At 67.8% G+C, this 17,187-nt stretch carries 30 protein-coding genes; 29 read left to right on the top strand and 1 reads right to left on the bottom strand.

Annotation, left to right across the window (positions count from 1 at the left end):
• The 3 genes from H4281_RS32560 to H4281_RS32550 form a co-directional block, all read left to right on the top strand.
• On the top strand, window positions 1–397 hold a 397-nt coding region (locus H4281_RS32560; RefSeq protein ID WP_182894657.1), incomplete at its 5' end, for a hypothetical protein.
• Window positions 398–415: 18 nt separating this feature from the next.
• Window positions 416–649, top strand: a complete 234-nt coding sequence (locus tag H4281_RS32555; protein ID WP_182894656.1) for a hypothetical protein — start codon at window positions 416–418, stop codon at window positions 647–649.
• 67 nt (window positions 650–716) lie between these two features.
• Window positions 717–1,208, top strand: a complete 492-nt coding sequence (locus tag H4281_RS32550) for an MmpS family transport accessory protein (RefSeq protein WP_182894655.1) — start codon at window positions 717–719, stop codon at window positions 1,206–1,208.
• Here H4281_RS32550 and H4281_RS32545 read toward each other — a convergent pair.
• Window positions 1,201–1,680 carry a GNAT family N-acetyltransferase gene (locus H4281_RS32545; protein WP_376771980.1) on the bottom strand — a complete coding sequence of 160 codons (480 nt, stop codon included), beginning with the start codon at window positions 1,678–1,680 and terminating at the stop codon, window positions 1,201–1,203. The two genes, H4281_RS32550 and H4281_RS32545, sit on opposite strands and share 8 nt — an antisense overlap.
• Window positions 1,681–1,763: 83 nt before the next feature.
• Between H4281_RS32545 and H4281_RS32540 the strand changes: the two genes are divergently transcribed.
• The 26 genes from H4281_RS32540 (at window position 1,764) to rplO (ending at window position 16,919) form a co-directional block, all read left to right on the top strand.
• Complete coding sequence (locus H4281_RS32540) at window positions 1,764–1,916, top strand: hypothetical protein (RefSeq protein WP_101436018.1); 153 nt, start codon at window positions 1,764–1,766, stop codon at window positions 1,914–1,916.
• A 635-nt stretch (window positions 1,917–2,551) separates the two neighbouring features.
• Window positions 2,552–2,926 carry a 30S ribosomal protein S12 gene (gene rpsL, locus H4281_RS32535; protein ID WP_003102113.1) on the top strand — a complete coding sequence of 125 codons (375 nt, stop codon included), beginning with the start codon at window positions 2,552–2,554 and terminating at the stop codon, window positions 2,924–2,926.
• On the top strand, window positions 2,926–3,396 hold the full coding sequence (rpsG, locus tag H4281_RS32530; RefSeq protein ID WP_009072291.1) for a 30S ribosomal protein S7: 471 nt from the start codon (window positions 2,926–2,928) through the stop codon (window positions 3,394–3,396). Before rpsL ends, rpsG begins: the two co-directional genes overlap by 1 nt.
• A gap of 63 nt (window positions 3,397–3,459) precedes the next feature.
• Window positions 3,460–5,559: an elongation factor G gene (fusA, locus tag H4281_RS32525; RefSeq protein WP_182894653.1), complete on the top strand. Its 2,100-nt coding sequence runs from the start codon at window positions 3,460–3,462 to the stop codon at window positions 5,557–5,559.
• 127 nt (window positions 5,560–5,686) lie between these two features.
• A complete protein-coding gene (tuf, locus tag H4281_RS32520) occupies window positions 5,687–6,880 on the top strand; it encodes an elongation factor Tu (RefSeq protein WP_037816270.1) in 1,194 nt (397 codons plus the stop codon).
• A 401-nt stretch (window positions 6,881–7,281) separates the two neighbouring features.
• A complete protein-coding gene (gene rpsJ / locus H4281_RS32515; protein WP_003102098.1) occupies window positions 7,282–7,587 on the top strand; it encodes a 30S ribosomal protein S10 in 306 nt (101 codons plus the stop codon).
• 30 nt (window positions 7,588–7,617) lie between these two features.
• Window positions 7,618–8,268, top strand: a complete 651-nt coding sequence (gene rplC, locus H4281_RS32510; RefSeq protein ID WP_037816269.1) for a 50S ribosomal protein L3 — start codon at window positions 7,618–7,620, stop codon at window positions 8,266–8,268.
• A gap of 2 nt (window positions 8,269–8,270) precedes the next feature.
• A complete protein-coding gene (gene rplD / locus H4281_RS32505; RefSeq protein WP_037816268.1) occupies window positions 8,271–8,960 on the top strand; it encodes a 50S ribosomal protein L4 in 690 nt (229 codons plus the stop codon).
• Window positions 8,957–9,268 carry a 50S ribosomal protein L23 gene (gene rplW, locus H4281_RS32500; protein ID WP_009072304.1) on the top strand — a complete coding sequence of 104 codons (312 nt, stop codon included), beginning with the start codon at window positions 8,957–8,959 and terminating at the stop codon, window positions 9,266–9,268. Before rplD ends, rplW begins: the two co-directional genes overlap by 4 nt.
• A gap of 15 nt (window positions 9,269–9,283) precedes the next feature.
• The gene (gene rplB / locus H4281_RS32495; RefSeq protein WP_037816266.1) at window positions 9,284–10,117 is read left to right on the top strand and encodes a 50S ribosomal protein L2; all 834 of its coding nucleotides are present in this window, start codon (window positions 9,284–9,286) and stop codon (window positions 10,115–10,117) included.
• Window positions 10,118–10,135: 18 nt separating this feature from the next.
• Complete coding sequence (gene rpsS, locus H4281_RS32490; RefSeq protein ID WP_003102083.1) at window positions 10,136–10,417, top strand: 30S ribosomal protein S19; 282 nt, start codon at window positions 10,136–10,138, stop codon at window positions 10,415–10,417.
• A 28-nt stretch (window positions 10,418–10,445) separates the two neighbouring features.
• Complete coding sequence (gene rplV / locus H4281_RS32485) at window positions 10,446–10,859, top strand: 50S ribosomal protein L22 (RefSeq protein WP_009072309.1); 414 nt, start codon at window positions 10,446–10,448, stop codon at window positions 10,857–10,859.
• Window positions 10,859–11,704: a 30S ribosomal protein S3 gene (gene rpsC, locus H4281_RS32480; protein WP_037360238.1), complete on the top strand. Its 846-nt coding sequence runs from the start codon at window positions 10,859–10,861 to the stop codon at window positions 11,702–11,704. The genes rplV and rpsC overlap by 1 nt, the downstream gene beginning before the upstream one ends.
• A 3-nt stretch (window positions 11,705–11,707) precedes the next feature.
• Window positions 11,708–12,124 (top strand): 50S ribosomal protein L16, encoded by a 417-nt coding sequence (rplP, locus tag H4281_RS32475; protein ID WP_009072313.1) that lies wholly within the window; start codon window positions 11,708–11,710, stop codon window positions 12,122–12,124.
• The gene (rpmC, locus tag H4281_RS32470; RefSeq protein WP_009072314.1) at window positions 12,124–12,369 is read left to right on the top strand and encodes a 50S ribosomal protein L29; all 246 of its coding nucleotides are present in this window, start codon (window positions 12,124–12,126) and stop codon (window positions 12,367–12,369) included. Before rplP ends, rpmC begins: the two co-directional genes overlap by 1 nt.
• On the top strand, window positions 12,366–12,644 hold the full coding sequence (gene rpsQ / locus H4281_RS32465; protein WP_037816263.1) for a 30S ribosomal protein S17: 279 nt from the start codon (window positions 12,366–12,368) through the stop codon (window positions 12,642–12,644). Before rpmC ends, rpsQ begins: the two co-directional genes overlap by 4 nt.
• A gap of 75 nt (window positions 12,645–12,719) precedes the next feature.
• A complete protein-coding gene (rplN, locus tag H4281_RS32460; RefSeq protein ID WP_004558867.1) occupies window positions 12,720–13,088 on the top strand; it encodes a 50S ribosomal protein L14 in 369 nt (122 codons plus the stop codon).
• Window positions 13,088–13,402, top strand: coding sequence for a 50S ribosomal protein L24 (rplX, locus tag H4281_RS32455; protein ID WP_009072317.1), 315 nt, complete (start codon window positions 13,088–13,090; stop codon window positions 13,400–13,402). Before rplN ends, rplX begins: the two co-directional genes overlap by 1 nt.
• Window position 13,403: 1 nt before the next feature.
• Entirely contained in the window at window positions 13,404–13,967 is a 564-nt protein-coding gene (gene rplE / locus H4281_RS32450) for a 50S ribosomal protein L5 (RefSeq protein WP_009072319.1), read from the top strand.
• A gap of 1 nt (window position 13,968) precedes the next feature.
• Window positions 13,969–14,154 (top strand): type Z 30S ribosomal protein S14, encoded by a 186-nt coding sequence (locus H4281_RS32445; protein ID WP_009072321.1) that lies wholly within the window; start codon window positions 13,969–13,971, stop codon window positions 14,152–14,154.
• 106 nt (window positions 14,155–14,260) lie between these two features.
• Window positions 14,261–14,659 carry a 30S ribosomal protein S8 gene (gene rpsH / locus H4281_RS32440; protein ID WP_020662789.1) on the top strand — a complete coding sequence of 133 codons (399 nt, stop codon included), beginning with the start codon at window positions 14,261–14,263 and terminating at the stop codon, window positions 14,657–14,659.
• Window positions 14,660–14,675: 16 nt separating this feature from the next.
• Window positions 14,676–15,215, top strand: coding sequence for a 50S ribosomal protein L6 (rplF, locus tag H4281_RS32435; protein ID WP_182894652.1), 540 nt, complete (start codon window positions 14,676–14,678; stop codon window positions 15,213–15,215).
• The gene (gene rplR / locus H4281_RS32430; RefSeq protein ID WP_037816260.1) at window positions 15,215–15,616 is read left to right on the top strand and encodes a 50S ribosomal protein L18; all 402 of its coding nucleotides are present in this window, start codon (window positions 15,215–15,217) and stop codon (window positions 15,614–15,616) included. Before rplF ends, rplR begins: the two co-directional genes overlap by 1 nt.
• 31 nt (window positions 15,617–15,647) lie before the next feature.
• The gene (rpsE, locus tag H4281_RS32425; protein ID WP_009072328.1) at window positions 15,648–16,289 is read left to right on the top strand and encodes a 30S ribosomal protein S5; all 642 of its coding nucleotides are present in this window, start codon (window positions 15,648–15,650) and stop codon (window positions 16,287–16,289) included.
• A gap of 1 nt (window position 16,290) precedes the next feature.
• Entirely contained in the window at window positions 16,291–16,476 is a 186-nt protein-coding gene (rpmD, locus tag H4281_RS32420; RefSeq protein WP_004558875.1) for a 50S ribosomal protein L30, read from the top strand.
• The gene (gene rplO / locus H4281_RS32415; protein WP_009072329.1) at window positions 16,473–16,919 is read left to right on the top strand and encodes a 50S ribosomal protein L15; all 447 of its coding nucleotides are present in this window, start codon (window positions 16,473–16,475) and stop codon (window positions 16,917–16,919) included. The genes rpmD and rplO overlap by 4 nt, the downstream gene beginning before the upstream one ends.
• Window positions 16,920–17,187 lie beyond the last annotated feature (268 nt).

Genomic DNA, 17,187 nt, shown 5'->3' with positions numbered 1-17,187 from the left:
GATGAAACGCACTGCCGCCCGGATCCTGCTGCCGCTCGCCGCGGCCGGGGCGTTCGCCGGATTCGCTGGGGGAGCGGCCAGCGCCGCCACCCCGGACCCGTCCGCCGCCGTTCAGCCCGCCCAGTCCGCCGGATTGCCTTCGCTCCCGACCGGCGGTTTGCCTTCGCTCCCGACGGGCGGCCTCCCGTCCCTCCCGGCCGGCGGCCTGCCCTCGCTGCCTTCCGTGCCGAACTTGCCCACCCCGGGCCTGCCCGGCGTCCCGGGAGCACCGACCGGCGGCGGACCGTCGGTCTGGGTCGTCCCCGGCCTCGACGCGGGCAGCCTCCTCGGCCCGGCCGCCCAGGCCCCGGCGCAGCTCCTCGCGCCGGTGTTCAACGCCATCACCGCCGTTTCCTGAGCACAGAAGGAGAAACCCGTGAAGAAGACCGTCGTCCGCGCCGTAGCCGCCACCGCGCTCGCCGGAGCCGCGGTGCTCGGCGCCGCCGCGCCCGCGCTGGCCGCGACCCAGGACCAGCCCGGTGTCACCGTCGTCGACGAGCCGGACACGTCGAATCTGAACAACATCTGGACGTTCGCGCCGCTCGGCGTGCCCGTGCTGGGCCTGATCCAGTCGCTGAACGGCGTCCCCGGCCGGATCCTGCCCGGCTGACCCAGCTTCCGCCGGCGGTTCCCCTCGTCCCCGGGAACCGCCGGCGGACCCGGAAAGAACGAGGACCATGGACAGACAGCTGATCGGCCGGCTCGCGATCGCCGGCATCGCGGTGGCCGCCGTCGCCGCGACCGTAGTGATCCTCGGCACCGGCGACGACCCCGCACCTGCCCCGGTCGCAGTTTCCGCGCCGACCGCCGAAGTGCCGCAGCGCGCCCCAGACCGCACTGTCACCCGCACTCTGGCCCCGACGACGTCCACCGCACCGGCCGCACCCGTGCCGTCCAGCTGGCAGATCACCTACGAACTCGCGGGCTCTGGCACCGCCACCGTCGTTTACGACGACAACGGCCTCGGCCTGGTGCACCAGGAACTGTCCGTACCCCTGCCCTGGCGCAAGACTCTGACCTGGCCGAAGACCGCCGTCGCGCCGACCGTGCAGCTGATGGGCCAGTCAAGCGGCCCGGTCGAATGCCGGATCTCGGTCAACGGCGTGCAGGCGCGGTCCGCGAAAGCCGCCGACGGCGAGGTCGCCAGTTGTGCGGGACGGCTCAGTTGAGGTCTTTGGAGAACCAGTGCTCGGCGTACTGGTCGTCGTTGAACGCCTCGACCTCCGCGTAACCCATGGCCGCGTACAGCGCGCGTGCTTCGACCAGGTCGTCGCGGGTGTCGAGCCGCATCCGGGCCGAGCCCAGCCGCTTCGCCGCTTCTTCGGCCGCCGCGACGATCAGCTTGCCGCCGCCGTGCCCGCGATGCTCCGGGCGGATGTAGACCTTGGTCAACGCGCTCAGCCCCGGCTCGACCATCCGGACCCCGACACAGCCCGCGGGCTTCCCGTCCCGGTACGCGAGCAGGAACGCGCCGGTCGGTGCGACGAGATCGGCGCTGGGCTCGTCGGCCAGCGCCGCGTCCACCTCGGCGCGGGTGGCCGGGCGGCCGTAATACCGCGACGCCACCTCGTCCATGTACTCGCGCAAGATCGCCGAGGCTTCGGCTTGTCCGGGCCCGATTTCGCTGATCTTCCAGTCCACGTCCCTCATCTTGGGGAGTCCGTCCACCGATTTCCCCGGCAGGTACCGTGCAGACCGGCAGGGGAACCGAACGAGGAGGCGACATGGACGGCAGCGAGAACGTCGACCAGCCGGGGGACAAGAAGACCGGCGGCAGCCATGCCGCGCCGGAGGGGGCTGGAGTGCACCCGCTGATCGATCTGTCGCGCGACCCCAACCCGGGCAAGCCCGACCACGCGAAGCCGGACGAGGACTGATCCCGGTCCGGCCCGGCGGGTGCACGCCGCCGGGCCGGGTTTCGCGGTTCCGCCCCGGTGAGGTGATTGTCACCCCGGGGACGAGGTCCATTGTGGAACAGCAGGCGGCGCTTCTCCTTGCCGCCGAAGAATTTCTCTCGCGTTTTTAACGCGGCCCGCGCGAGCCGTGCCGGGTCTCCCGGCGGGCAGCCGAGGAGCCGGCGCCGGTCCATTCATTGGTCGCCGCGTCCCGGCAGGCGAGCCGAATGCGCTCTGACCGCGGGAACCCGTCCGGGAATAGCGTCCCGGAGCCTGGCGTTCTGCATCTCGGGAAGTCCCGCGCGGCGCCGTCCCAAGGCCCCGATCTGGGGTTACGATGACCGGTCGGCGACCGTAGCGACCCCCCGCCCGGACCGCTCCGCGAGTGGACGGGTATCTTTGGAGACCGTGCCCGGCAGGCGTCGGGCCGCTCCGCGTGCCGTTGGGCATGAGCGGGGTGCTTTTGCACCCGGTTCACCGGCCTCGCCACGTGGGGTTCCGACGGAAAATCCCTCCGGGAAGTTACCGGTCGCGAGACCGTGACGCGGGCCGACACGCCCGACCGCGGGGACCGGTGAAGACACGAAGAAGCAAGATCACGACAGGAAGCTGGTCCATTGCCCACGATCCAGCAGCTGGTCCGCAAGGGCCGCCAGGACAAGGCTGCCAAGCAGAAGACCGCGGCCCTCAAGGGGAGCCCGCAGCGTCGTGGCGTGTGCACCCGCGTGTACACCACGACCCCGAAGAAGCCGAACTCGGCCCTGCGCAAGGTTGCTCGTGTGAAGCTGACCAGCGGCATCGAGGTCACCGCATACATCCCCGGTGAGGGTCACAACCTCCAGGAGCACTCGATGGTGCTCGTGCGCGGCGGTCGTGTGAAGGACCTGCCGGGTGTTCGGTACAAGATCATCCGCGGTTCGCTCGACACCCAGGGTGTGAAGAACCGGAAGCAGGCGCGCAGCCGGTACGGCGCGAAGAAGGAGAAGAGCTAATGCCTCGCAAGGGTCCGGCGCCGAAGCGGCCGCTGATCTCCGACCCCGTCTACGCCTCCCCGCTGGTCACCCAGCTGGTGAACAAGGTGCTGAAGGACGGCAAGCGGTCCCTCGCCGAGCGCATCGTCTACGGCGCGCTGGAAGGCGCTCGCGAGAAGACCGGCACCGACCCGGTCGTCACGCTGAAGCGCGCGCTCGACAACGTGAAGCCCACCATCGAGGTGAAGAGCCGCCGCGTCGGTGGCGCCACCTACCAGGTGCCGATCGAGGTCAAGCCCGGCCGCTCCACCACGCTGGCGCTGCGCTGGCTGGTCTCCTTCTCGCAGCAGCGCCGCGAGAAGACGATGATCGAGCGCCTGCAGAACGAGCTGCTGGACGCGAGCAACGGCCTTGGCGCCAGCGTCAAGCGCCGCGAAGACACGCACAAGATGGCCGAGTCCAACAAGGCCTTCGCGCACTACCGCTGGTGATGACCGCCCGGCTGCCGATAGAAGCCATGCCGGGCCCCACGTTCGAGACAGGGGAACATTCTCGTGGCACGTGAAGTGCTGACCGACCTCAACAAGGTCCGCAACATCGGCATCATGGCGCACATCGACGCCGGTAAGACCACCACCACCGAGCGGATCCTGTTCTACACCGGGATCAACTACAAGCTCGGCGAAGTCCACGACGGCGCCGCCACGATGGACTGGATGGAGGAGGAGCAGAAGCGGGGTATCACCATCACCTCGGCTGCCACCACCACCTTCTGGAACGACTACCAGATCAACCTGATCGACACCCCCGGGCACGTCGACTTCACCGTCGAGGTGGAGCGCAACCTGCGGGTGCTCGACGGTGCGGTCGCCGTCTTCGACGGCAAGGAAGGCGTCGAGCCGCAGTCCGAGCAGGTCTGGCGGCAGGCGGACAAGTACGACGTCCCGCGCATCTGCTTCGTCAACAAGATGGACAAGCTGGGTGCGGACTTCTACTACACCCTGCAGACCATCTCGGACCGTCTCGGCGTCCGGCCGCTGGCCATCCAGCTGCCGATCGGCGCGGAGAACGAGTTCGAGGGCGTCATCGACCTGGTCCGGATGAAGGCCCTGGTCTGGCGCGGCGAGGTGCAGAAGGGCGACGACTACTCCGTCGAGGACATCCCGGCCGAGCTGGCCGACCGCGCGGCCGAGTACCGCGAGAAGCTGATCGAGGCCGTCGCCGAGACCGACGACGCGCTGATGGAGAAGTTCCTCGAGGGCGAAGAGCTGACCCAGGACGAGATCAAGGGCGGCATCCGCAAGCTGGTCGTCACCCGCGAGGCGTTCCCGGTGCTCGCCGGCTCCGCGTTCAAGAACAAGGGCGTGCAGCCGATGCTGGACGCGGTCATCGACTACCTGCCGTCGCCGCTGGACGTGCCGCCGGTCGAGGGTCTGCTGCCCGACGGCGAGACCCCGGTCACCCGGCACGCGACGACCGAGGAGCCGTTCTCCGCGCTCGCGTTCAAGATCGCCGCGCACCCGTTCTTCGGCAAGCTGACCTACATCCGGGTCTACTCGGGCAAGGTCTCCTCCGGCGCGCAGGTCGTCAACGCGACCAAGGAGCGCAAGGAGCGCATCGGGAAGATCTTCCAGATGCACTCCAACAAGGAGAACCCGGTCGACGAGGCCCTGGCCGGCCACATCTACGCGGTCATCGGCCTGAAGGACACCACCACCGGTGACACCCTTGCCGACGCGCAGAACCCGGTCGTGCTCGAGTCCATGACCTTCCCGGACCCGGTCATCAAGGTGGCCATCGAGCCGAAGACCAAGGCCGACCAGGAGAAGCTCTCCCTGGCGATCCAGAAGCTGGCCGAGGAAGACCCCACGTTCCAGGTCAACCTGGACGAGGACACCGGCCAGACGATCATCGCGGGCATGGGCGAGCTGCACCTCGAGGTGCTGGTCAACCGGATGAAGTCCGACTACAAGGTCGAGGCGAACATCGGCAAGCCGCAGGTCGCCTACCGCGAGACCATCAAGAAGACCGTGGACAAGCTCGACTACGTCCACAAGAAGCAGACCGGTGGTTCCGGCCAGTTCGCGAAGGTCATCGTGAAGCTGGAGCCGCTCGAGCGCACCGACGGTGCTCTCTACGAGTTCGACAACAAGGTCACCGGTGGCCGCGTGCCGCGGGAGTACATCCCGTCGGTCGACGCGGGCGCCCAGGACGCCATGCAGTACGGCGTGCTGGCCGGCTACCCGCTCGTCGGGTTGAAGTTCACCTTGTTGGATGGCGCGTACCACGAGGTCGACTCTTCCGAGATGGCGTTCAAGATCGCCGGTTCCATGGCGATGAAGGAAGCCGCGAAGAAGGCAGGCCCGGTCATCCTCGAGCCGATGATGGCCGTCGAGGTCACGACTCCCGAGGACTACATGGGTGACGTGATCGGCGACCTCAACTCCCGCCGTGGCCAGATCCAGGCCATGGAGGAGCGCGCCGGTACCCGTGTCGTGAAGGCACTGGTCCCGCTGTCGGAGATGTTCGGCTACGTCGGCGACCTGCGGTCCCGTACCCAGGGCCGGGCGAACTACTCCATGGTGTTCGACTCCTACGCCGAGGTTCCCGCGAACGTCGCGAAGGAAATCATCGCGAAGGCGACGGGGGAGTAATCCCCTCCGCTCGCGGGCATTAAGGGACTCTCCTGAACGTCCGCAGCAACGACGAAGGAACATTCGCGGGGTGGCAGCCACGCCGCCCCGCGAGCACAAAGCAAATCCAGTCCAGGAGGACATTCCAGTGGCGAAGGCGAAGTTCGAGCGGAGCAAGCCGCACGTCAACATCGGCACCATCGGTCACGTCGACCACGGCAAGACCACGCTGACCGCGGCGATCACCAAGGTTCTGCACGACGCGTACCCGGAGCTGAACGAGGCCCGTGCGTTCGACCAGATCGACAACGCGCCGGAAGAGAAGCAGCGCGGTATCACGATCAACATCTCGCACGTCGAGTACCAGACCGAGAAGCGTCACTACGCGCACGTGGACGCCCCCGGTCACGCTGACTACATCAAGAACATGATCACCGGTGCCGCGCAGATGGACGGCGCGATCCTGGTGGTCGCGGCCACCGACGGCCCGATGCCGCAGACCCGCGAGCACGTGCTGCTGGCCCGCCAGGTCGGCGTGCCCTACATCGTCGTGGCGCTGAACAAGGCCGACATGGTCGACGACGAGGAAATCCTCGAGCTCGTCGAGCTGGAGGTCCGCGAGCTGCTGTCCTCGCAGGAGTTCCCGGGCGACGACGCGCCGGTCGTGCGCGTCTCCGGCCTCAAGGCTCTCGAGGGCGACCAGAAGTGGGCCGACGCCGTGCTCGAGCTGATGCACGCCGTCGACGACAACGTGCCGGACCCGGTGCGTGAGCTCGAGAAGCCCTTCCTGATGCCGATCGAGGACGTCTTCACGATCACCGGCCGCGGCACCGTCGTGACCGGTCGCGTGGAGCGCGGCCAGGTCAACGTCAACGAAGAGGTCGAGATCGTGGGTATCCGCGAGAAGTCGACCAAGACCACCGTCACCGGTGTCGAGATGTTCCGCAAGCTGCTCGACTCGGGCCAGGCGGGCGACAACGTCGGCCTCCTGCTGCGCGGCATCAAGCGCGAGGACGTCGAGCGCGGCCAGGTCGTCGTGAAGCCGGGCACCACCACCCCGCACACCGAGTTCGAGGGCCGGGTCTACATCCTGTCCAAGGACGAGGGCGGCCGGCACACCCCGTTCTTCAACAACTACCGCCCGCAGTTCTACTTCCGCACCACGGACGTGACCGGCGTCGTGACCCTCCCCGAGGGCACCGAGATGGTCATGCCGGGCGACAACACGGACATCAGCGTCGTGCTGATCCAGCCGGTCGCCATGGACGAGGGTCTGCGCTTCGCCATCCGCGAGGGTGGCCGGACCGTCGGCGCGGGCCAGGTTACCAAGATCAACAAGTGACGTCGGCGCCCTGAATTCGGGTCAATACACCCCCGAGTTCAGGGCGTCAACTCACGTGTGCGACACTATTCAGGTTGCTCGTCCTGGGGCGGCCGAATCCTTATCGGTTTTCAATCGACTGGGTTCCGGCCGCCCTGGTATGAGCGGCCACGGTCCGTGGAGCTCGTCCTTCGGGTGAGGCTAGCGGGCAAGGCCAGTAGGGACGACCTTGTGTCGGCCCGCGGCCTCCTCACGTAGAGGAAGACCAGGCAAGACGACGATCCTTAGGGATCCGTCTGTGCGGCGGGCGCGACACGCCCGACCGCGTGGACCGGGGACAGGGCCGTTGAACTGCTGAAACCCGGGCTCCGGCCCAGGTTGACGAGACAAAGCGGCACGAGACGACAAGGAACGCAGCCACCATGGCGGGACAGAAGATCCGCATCCGGCTCAAGGCCTACGACCACGAGGCGATCGACACCTCGGCGCGCAAGATCGTGGAAACGGTCACGCGCACCGGCGCCCGTGTTGTCGGGCCGGTGCCGCTGCCTACCGAGAAGAACGTTTACTGCGTCATCCGCTCGCCGCACAAGTACAAGGACTCGCGCGAGCACTTCGAGATGCGCACGCACAAGCGTCTGATCGACATCCTCGACCCGACGCCGAAGACGGTGGACGCGCTCATGCGCATCGACCTCCCGGCGAGCGTCGACGTCAACATCCAGTAAGCGTTGGGCGAGCGGCGGAGATAAGAACTCATGTCTGACAGGCAAATGAAGGGCATCCTGGGCACCAAGCTCGGCATGACCCAGGTCTTCGACGAGCAGAACCGGGTCGTCCCGGTCACTGTCGTCAAGGCCGGTCCGAACGTGGTGACCCAGGTCCGGACCACCGACAAAGACGGCTACGCGGCCGTGCAGCTGGCGTTCGGCGCGGTCGACCCGCGCAAGGTGAACAAGCCGCGCACCGGCCACTTCGACAAGGCTGGCGTGACGCCGCGCCGGCACCTCGCCGAGCTGCGCACCACCGACGCCGAGACCTACGAGGTCGGCCAGGAGATCACCGCTGAGGTGTTCGAGGCCGGCACTTCGGTCGACGTGACCGGTACCAGCAAGGGCAAGGGCTACGCCGGTGTCATGAAGCGCCACGGCTTCAAGGGCCAGGGCGCGAGCCACGGTGCGCAGGCCGTGCACCGCAAGCCGGGTTCGATCGGCGGCTGCGCCACGCCGGGCCGCGTGTTCAAGGGCCTGCGCATGGCGGGCCGGATGGGTAGCGACCGGGTCACCACGCAGGGCCTCACCGTGCACGCCGTGCGCGCCGAGGACGGCCTGCTGCTGATCAAGGGCGCGGTGCCCGGTCCCAAGGGCGGCCTGCTGTTCGTGCGCAGCGCCGCGAAGGGTGGAAACTGACGATGACGAGCGTCGAGCTGAAGACTCCGGCCGGTAAAGCCGACGGCACCGTCGAGCTCCCCGGGGAGATCTTCGACGTGCAGGCCAACGTCGCGCTGATGCACCAGGTCGTGGTGGGCCAGCTGGCCGCCGCGCGCCAGGGCACGCACGACACGAAGACCCGCGGTGAGGTCTCCGGTGGCGGCAAGAAGCCGTACCGGCAGAAGGGCACCGGTCGCGCCCGCCAGGGTTCGACCCGGGCGCCGCAGTTCGCCGGCGGTGGCGTCGTGCACGGCCCCACGCCGCGCGACTACACCCAGCGCACCCCGAAGAAGATGAAGGCCGCCGCTCTGCGTGGCGCCCTCTCCGACCGGGCTCGCGCCGGCCAGCTGCACGTCGTGACGGAACTGGTCACCGGCGAGAAGCCGTCGACCAAGACCGCCAAGTCGGCGATCGCCGCCGCGACCCAGGCCAAGCGCGTTCTCGTGGTCCTGCACCGCGACGAGGAGCTCGCCTGGGTGTCCGCGCGGAACCTGCCGTACGTGCACCTGATCTGGGCTGACCAGCTCAACACCTACGACGTCCTGGTCAACGACGACGTCGTGTTCACCAAGGCCGCCTACGACGCGTTCGTGGCAGGTCCCGTCCGCGGGAAGGTCGTCAAGGCCCTCGCGCGTTCGAGCGAGGTTTCGGAAGGGAGTGACGAGAAGTGAGCTCGGTCGCCATCCCGGACCCCCGCGACATCCTGCTCGCGCCGGTGATCTCCGAGAAGTCCTACGGACTGCTCGAGGACCACAAGTACACGTTCATCGTCCGTCCGGACGCCAACAAGACCCAGATCAAGATCGCGGTCGAGAAGGTGTTCGGCGTGAAGGTCGTCAGCGTCAACACGGCCAACCGCCAGGGCAAGCGGAAGCGGACTCGTACCGGCTTCGGCAAGCGCAAGGACACCAAGCGCGCCATCGTGACTCTTTCGCCTGAGAGCAAGGCGATCGAGATCTTCGGCGGACCCACCGCGTAAAGGACTGAGCTGACAATGGGCATCCGCAAGTACAAGCCGACGACCCCGGGTCGTCGCGGTTCGAGCGTCTCGGACTTCGCCGAGATCACCCGGTCCACGCCGGAGAAGTCGCTGCTGCGTCCGCTGAGCAAGACCGGCGGCCGCAACGCGTCGGGCAAGATCACCACCCGGCACAAGGGCGGTGGCCACAAGCGCGCCTACCGCGTGATCGACTTCCGTCGCCACGACAAGGACGGCGTGCCGGCCAAGGTCGCGCACATCGAGTACGACCCCAACCGCACCGCGCGCATCGCGCTGCTGCACTACGCCGACGGCGAGAAGCGCTACATCATCGCGCCGGAGAAGCTGAAGCAGGGCGACACGGTTGAGAACGGCCCCCGCGCCGACATCAAGCCGGGCAACAACCTGCCGCTGCGCAACATCCCGGTCGGCACCGTGATCCACGCGATCGAGCTCCGCCCCGGCGGCGGCGCGAAGATGGCCCGGTCCGCCGGCGCCCGCGTGCAGCTCGTCGCCAAGGACGGTCCTTACGCCCAGCTGCGTCTCCCCTCGGGCGAGATCCGCAACGTGGACGTGCGCAACCGCGCGACCGTCGGCGAGGTCGGCAACTCGGAGCACTCGAACATCAACTGGGGCAAGGCGGGCCGCAACCGCTGGCGCGGCAAGCGCCCGACTGTCCGCGGTGTCGTGATGAACCCGGTCGACCACCCGCACGGCGGTGGCGAGGGCAAGACCTCCGGTGGCCGCCACCCGGTGAACCCGAACGGCAAGCCCGAAGGCCGCACCCGCAAGAGCAAGCCGTCCGACAAACTGATCGTCCGCCGCCGGCGTACCGGCAAGAAGCGCTGAGCAGGGAGGTAGAAGCACATGCCACGCAGCCTTAAGAAGGGCCCGTTCGTGGACGACCACCTGCTCAAGAAGGTGGACGCGCTGAACGAATCGGGCAAGAAGACCGTGATCAAGACTTGGTCGCGGCGCTCCACGATCATCCCGGACTTCCTGGGTCACACGATCGCGGTGCACGACGGCCGCAAGCACGTCCCGGTGTTCGTCACCGAGGCGATGGTGGGTCACAAGCTGGGCGAGTTCGCCCCGACGCGGACCTTCAAGGGCCACATCAAGGACGACCGCAAGTCGCGCCGCCGCTGAGCGGGCCAGAGAAAGTTAAGGGAAGCAGATGAACGCCCAGTCAAACGCCACGGCCACGGCAGAAGAGCTGCCCACGGCCGTCGCGCGGGCTCGCTTTGTCCGCGACGCGCCGATGAAGGTGCGCCGGGTGATCGAGCTCGTCAAGGGTCGTAGCGTCAGCGAGGCCTTGGCCGTCCTCCGGTTCGCGCCGCAGGCGGCCAGCACGCCGCTCGCGAAGGTCATCGCCAGCGCGGCGGCCAACGCCGAGAACAACCTCCAGCTGGACCCGGAGACGCTCTGGATCAAGTCCGCGACCGCCGACGAGGGCCCGACCCTCAAGCGCATCCGTCCGCGTGCCCAGGGCCGTGCGTACCGGATCCGCAAGCGCACCAGCCACATCACCGTGGTGGTCGAGTCGCGGCCTGCGGAGAAGAAGAGCAACAAGAAGGCAGGTGGCCGGTAGTGGGCCAGAAGATCAACCCGCACGGCTTCCGCCTGGGTATCACCACTGACTGGAAGTCGCGCTGGTACGCCGACAAGCAGTACGCGGAGTACGTGGCCGAGGACGTCAAGATCCGCAAGCTGCTCTCCACCGGCATGGAGCGCGCCGGCATCTCCAAGGTCGAGATCGAGCGCACCCGTGACCGCGTCCGCGTCGACATCCACACCGCCCGGCCGGGCATCGTCATCGGCCGCCGCGGCGCGGAGGCCGACCGGATCCGCGGCGCGCTGGAGAAGCTGACCAAGAAGCAGGTCCAGCTGAACATCCTCGAGGTGAAGAACCCCGAGGCCGACGCGCAGCTGGTCGCCCAGGGTGTCGCGGAGCAGCTGAGCAACCGCGTGGCGTTCCGCCGCGCGATGCGCAAGGCGATCCAGACCTCCATGCGCTCGCCGCAGGTCAAGGGCATCCGCGTGCAGTGCGGCGGTCGTCTCGGCGGTGCCGAGATGTCCCGTTCCGAGCACTACCGCGACGGCCGGGTCCCGCTGCACACGCTGCGCGCCGACATCGACTACGGCTTCTTCGAGGCCAAGACGACGTTCGGCCGCATCGGCGTGAAGGTGTGGATCTACAAGGGCGAGCTGGTCGGCGGACTGAAGGCGCGCGCCGAGCGCGACGCCGCCGCGTCGGCAGCGGACCGCGCACCGCGCCGCGACCGTGGCGACCGGCCTTCCCGGCCGCGCCGCTCCGGCTCGTCGGGCACGACCCCGACCTCGACCGAGGCCGGCCGCGCCGCTGCCGCTGCGAAGAGCGACAACGCGACCGAAGCGGCTCCGGCCGCTGAGACCGCAGAAAAGACGGAGGGCTGAGACGTGCTCATCCCGCGCAGGGTCAAGCACCGCAAGCAGCACTCCCCGAAGCGCCACGGCGCCGCCAAGGGCGGTACCAAGGTCAACTTCGGCGAGTACGGCATCCAGGCGCTTGAGCACAGCTACGTGACGAACCGGCAGATCGAGTCCGCTCGTATCGCCATGACCCGTCACATCAAGCGTGGCGGCAAGGTGTGGACGACGATCTACCCGGACCGCCCGCTGACCAAGAAGCCGGCGGAAACCCGCATGGGTTCCGGCAAGGGTTCGCCCGAGTGGTGGATCGCCAACGTGAAGCCGGGCCGCGTGATGTTCGAGATCAGCTTCCCGAACGAGGAGACCGCCCGCGAGGCGCTCCGCCGCGCGATCCACAAGCTGCCCATGAAGTGCCGCATCGTAACCCGGGAAGGTGAGTTCTGATGGCTAACGGAGCCGCACAGGCATCCGAGCTGCGTGAGCTCACCGCCGAAGAGCTCGTGCTGCGTCTGAAGGAATACAAGGAGGAGCTCTTCAACCTCCGCTTCCAGATGGCGACCGGGCAGCTGGACAACAACCGTCGGCTGCGCACCGTCCGCACGGACATCGCGCGGATCTACACGGTCATGCGCGAGCGCGAGCTCGGCCTGTCCGTGGCTCCCGACGCCGAAAGTGAAGGTGCCGCATGAGCGAGGCTGCCACCGAGAAGACCGCCCGGAACTACCGCAAGGTCCGCGAGGGTTACGTCGTCTCGGACAAGATGGACAAGACGATCGTGGTCGAGCTCGAGGACCGCAAGAAGCACCCGCGCTACTCGAAGGTCGTCCGCACCACCTCCAAGGTGAAGGTGCACGACGAGAACAACGAGGCGGGCGTGGGCGACCGGGTCACCCTGATGGAGACCCGGCCGCTGTCGGCGACCAAGCGCTGGCGTCTGGTGCAGGTCGTGGAGAAGGCCAAGTAAGCAGGGCTCCTCGGAGTCCTTGGTTCCGCAAGGCTCGCCGACAGGCGAGAACCAGCGCGACATACAGGAGTTGACGTGATCCAGCAGGAGTCGCGGCTTCGGGTTGCCGACAACACGGGCGCGAAGGAAATCCTTTGCATCCGCGTGCTCGGCGGATCCGGGCGGCGCTACGCCGGCATCGGCGACATCATCGTCGCCACCGTGAAGGACGCCATCCCGGCCGCCGGGGTGAAGAAGGGCGATGTCGTCAAGGCCGTCATCGTCCGCACGGTGAAGGAGCGCCGTCGTCCGGACGGTTCCTACATCCGGTTCGACGAGAACGCCGCCGTGCTCATCAAGAACGACAACGAGCCCCGGGGCACCCGCATCTTCGGCCCGGTGGGCCGCGAGCTGCGCGACCGAAAGTTCATGAAGATCATTTCGCTCGCGCCGGAGGTGCTGTGATGAAGGTGAAGAAGGGCGACACGGTCGTCGTTATCGCCGGCAAGGACAAGGGCGCCAAGGGCAAGGTCATCCAGGCCTACCCGGACCGCGAGCGCGTTCTGGTCGAAGGTGTCAACCGGATCAAGAAGCACACCCGGATCACCCAGACCCAGCGCGGCGCGCAGTCCGGCGGCATCGTGACCCAGGAAGCGCCCATCCACGTCTCGAACGTGATGGTCGTGGACTCGGACGGCAAGCCGACCCGGGTGGGCTACCGCATCGGCGAGGACGGCAAGAAGGTCCGGGTCTCGCGCCGGAACGGCAAGGACATCTGACATGACCACCGCAGAGAAGATCGTGCCGCGTCTCAAGACCCGGTACCGCGAAGAGATCAAGGGCGAGCTCCAGAAGGAGTTCTCCATCCCCAACGTGCACCAGATTCCCGGCGTCGTGAAGATCGTCGTGAATATGGGTGTCGGGGACGCCGCCCGGGACAGCAAGCTGATCGACGGCGCGGTCCGCGACCTCGCCCTGATCACCGGGCAGAAGCCGGAGATCCGCAAGGCCCGCAAGTCCATCGCGCAGTTCAAGCTGCGCGAGGGCCAGCCGATCGGCGCGCGCGTCACGCTGCGCGGCGACCGGATGTGGGAGTTCCTCGACCGGCTGCTGACCATCGCGCTGCCCCGTATCCGCGACTTCCGCGGCCTCTCGGCCAAGCAGTTCGACGGCAACGGCAACTACACGTTCGGTCTCAACGAGCAGTCGATGTTCCACGAGATCAACCCGGACGACATCGACCGCCCCCGTGGCATGGACGTCACCGTCGTCACCACCGCCACCACCGACGACGAGGGCCGGGCGCTGCTGCGCAAGCTCGGTTTCCCGTTCAAGGAGAACTGAGATGGCCAAGAAAGCGCTGATCAGCAAGGCCTCGAAGAAGCCGAAGTTCGCGGTGCGCGCCTACACCCGTTGCAACCGGTGCGGTCGTCCGCACTCGGTGTACCGCAAGTTCGGCCTGTGCCGGATTTGCCTCCGGGAGATGGCGCACGCGGGCGAACTGCCCGGCGTTCACAAGTCCAGCTGGTAAGGCTCGAAACTCTATTCCCAGTTCGCCACAGGCCCCGCCGACCCGGCCGGAGACCTCTCCGGCCGGGCGAGGCGGGGAACCAGGCGAGAAAGGTTGACAGGTCACCATGACGATGACCGACCCGATCGCAGACTTCTTGACCCGTCTGCGCAACGCGAACTCGGCGTACCACGACGAGGTCGTGCTTCCGCACTCGAAGATCAAGGCGAACATCGCCGAGATCCTCAAGCGCGAGGGCTACATCGCGAGCTACCGCGACGAGCCGGGCGAGAAGCACAAGAACCTGGTCGTCGAGCTGAAGTACGGCCCCAACCGCGAGCGGAGCATCGCCGGCCTTCGCCGCGTCTCCAAGCCGGGTCTGCGGGTCTACGCAAAATCGACCGAACTGCCGTCCGTTCTCGGCGGCCTCGGCGTCGCGATCATCTCGACGTCCGGCGGCCTGCAGACCGACCGGCAGGCCAAGCGCAACAACGTGGGCGGCGAAGTCCTCGCCTACGTCTGGTAAGGAAGGGGGCACAGACATGTCACGCATCGGAAAGCTGCCGGTCGCCGTCCCCTCCGGGGTCGAGGTGACCATCGACGGCCAGAACGTCAAGGTCAAGGGGCCGAAGGGCACCCTGGAGCACACTGTCGCCGAGCCGATCATCGTCGAGCGCGGCGAGGACGGCGCGCTCCTGGTGAAGCGCCCGGACGACGAGCGCACGAGCCGGGCTCTGCACGGTCTCACCCGCACGCTGGTCAACAACCTCGTGGTCGGCGTCACCGCCGGTTACGAGAAGAAGCTCGAAATCCACGGCGTCGGTTACCGCGTGCAGGCCAAGGGCTCGGACCTCGAGTTCGCCCTCGGCTACAGCCACCCGGTCAAGATCGAGGCTCCGGAAGGCATCACCTTCAAGGTGGAGTCGCCGACCCGGTTCTCGGTGTCCGGCATCGACAAGCAGAAGGTCGGCCAGACCGCCGCGGTCATCCGCAAGCTGCGCCGCCCGGACCCGTACAAGGGCAAGGGCCTGCGCTACGAGGGTGAGAAGATCCGCCGCAAGGTCGGAAAGACGGGTAAGTGATGAGCGACACGACTACCACGAAGCGCAAGCCGGTCGGCAAGGACATCTCGACCCGCCGCCGCGTCGCCAAGACCCGTCGGCACTTCCGTCTCCGCAAGAAGATCAGCGGCACGCCGGTGCGTCCGCGCATGGTCGTCAAGCGGTCCTCGCGGCACATCACCGTGCAGGTGATCGACGACCTCGCCGGTCACACGCTGGCGTCGGCGTCCACCCTCGAGTCGGACCTGCGGTCCTTCGAGGGCGACAAGAAGGCCAAGGCGGCGAAGGTCGGCGAACTGGTCGCTTCGCGCGCCAAGGACGCCGGCATCGAGGCCGTGGTGTTCGACCGTGGCGGCAACGCCTACCACGGCCGCATCGCCGCGCTCGCCGACGCCGCCCGCGAGGCGGGGTTGAAGTTCTGATGCACATGCTCGTGAATGGAAGGAAAGCCTGATGCCGGGACGTACACGGCAATTCGGCGGCGGCCAGGGCGGACCGGGTCAGGGCGGCAACGACCGCGGTGACCGTCGGGACCGTCGCGACCGGCGCGACGGCGGCCGTGGCGGGGCGGCCCAGGACAAGACCCCGCACCTTGAGAAGGTCGTGACGATCAACCGCGTCGCCAAGGTCGTCAAGGGCGGTCGTCGCTTCAGCTTCACCGCTCTGGTGGTCGTCGGCGACGGCGACGGTCAGGTCGGCGTCGGCTACGGCAAGGCCAAGGAAGTTCCCGCGGCCATCGCCAAGGGCGTCGAGGAAGCGAAGAAGAACTTCTTCCGCGTTCCGCGCGTCGCCGGCACCATTCCGCACCCGATCCAGGGTGAGGAAGCCGCCGGTGTCGTGCTGCTCCGTCCCGCCTCCGCTGGTACCGGCGTCATCGCCGGCGGTCCGGTGCGCGCGGTGCTGGAGTGCGCGGGCGTCCACGACGTGCTGTCGAAGTCGCTCGGCTCCGACAACGCCATCAACATCGTGCACGCGACCGTGGCGGCCCTGAAGGGGCTGCAGCGTCCGGAGGAGGTGGCCGCTCGCCGCGGTCTGCCGCTCGAGGACGTCGCCCCGGCCCGGATGCTGCGTCAGCGTGCCGGCCAGGGGGTCTGACATGGCTCAGCTCAAGGTCACTCAGGTCAAGAGCAAGATCGGCACGAAGCACGCTCACCGCGAGTCGCTGCGCACCCTCGGGCTGCGCAAGATCCGCCAGAGCGTCGTGCGTGAGGACACCCCCCAGGTGCGCGGCCTGATCCACACCGTCCGCCACCTGGTGGAGGTCGAGGAGGTCCAGGCATGACCGCCATCAAGATCCACCACCTTCGTCCGGCTCCTGGCGCCAAGCGCGACAAGATCCGCGTCGGCCGTGGTGAGGGCTCGAAGGGCAAGACGGCGGGCCGCGGCACGAAGGGCACCAAGGCCCGGAAGAACGTGCCCGCCGGGTTCGAGGGTGGGCAGATGCCCATCCACATGCGGCTGCCGAAGCTGCGTGGGTTCAAGAACCGGTTCCGCACCGAGTACCAGCCGGTGAACGTGGGCGACATCGCCCGCGTGTTCGCCGATGGTGGCAAGGTCGGTCCGGAGGAGCTGGCCGCCAACGGGCTTGTTCGCAAGGGCAAGCTGGTGAAGGTTCTCGGCAACGGGGACCTGAACGGGGTCAAGCTCGAACTGACCGCGCACGCTTTCTCCGGCTCCGCCAAGGAGAAGATCGAGGCTGCTGGTGGTTCGGCCACCGTTAGCTGATCTGGCTGCGTTTTAGAGCGGGCCCGTCCGGTTTTCCGGGCGGGCCCGCTTTGTTTTCGGCTCGTCGCCTGGCGGCGACATTGCCGCGGTGGTTGCGTGGGGCACCCCGTTAGCCGATTGTGCTGACGGTTCGGGGGTGCTTGTCAAGGCGGGAAAGATGCCTTGACAAGCACCCCCGAACCGCAGGGCGGCTTTGTATCGGGGTTGGGGGAGGGGCTGGGTGCCTCGCTGGTTGGGTGTGTCGGCTGCGGTGTCGTAGGTGGTGGGG

The sequence above is a fragment of the Amycolatopsis dendrobii genome (assembly GCF_014145675.1).
In the GTDB taxonomy this organism is placed as follows: domain Bacteria; phylum Actinomycetota; class Actinomycetes; order Mycobacteriales; family Pseudonocardiaceae; genus Amycolatopsis; species Amycolatopsis dendrobii.
This window is presented reverse-complemented; position numbering and strand designations above follow the sequence as displayed.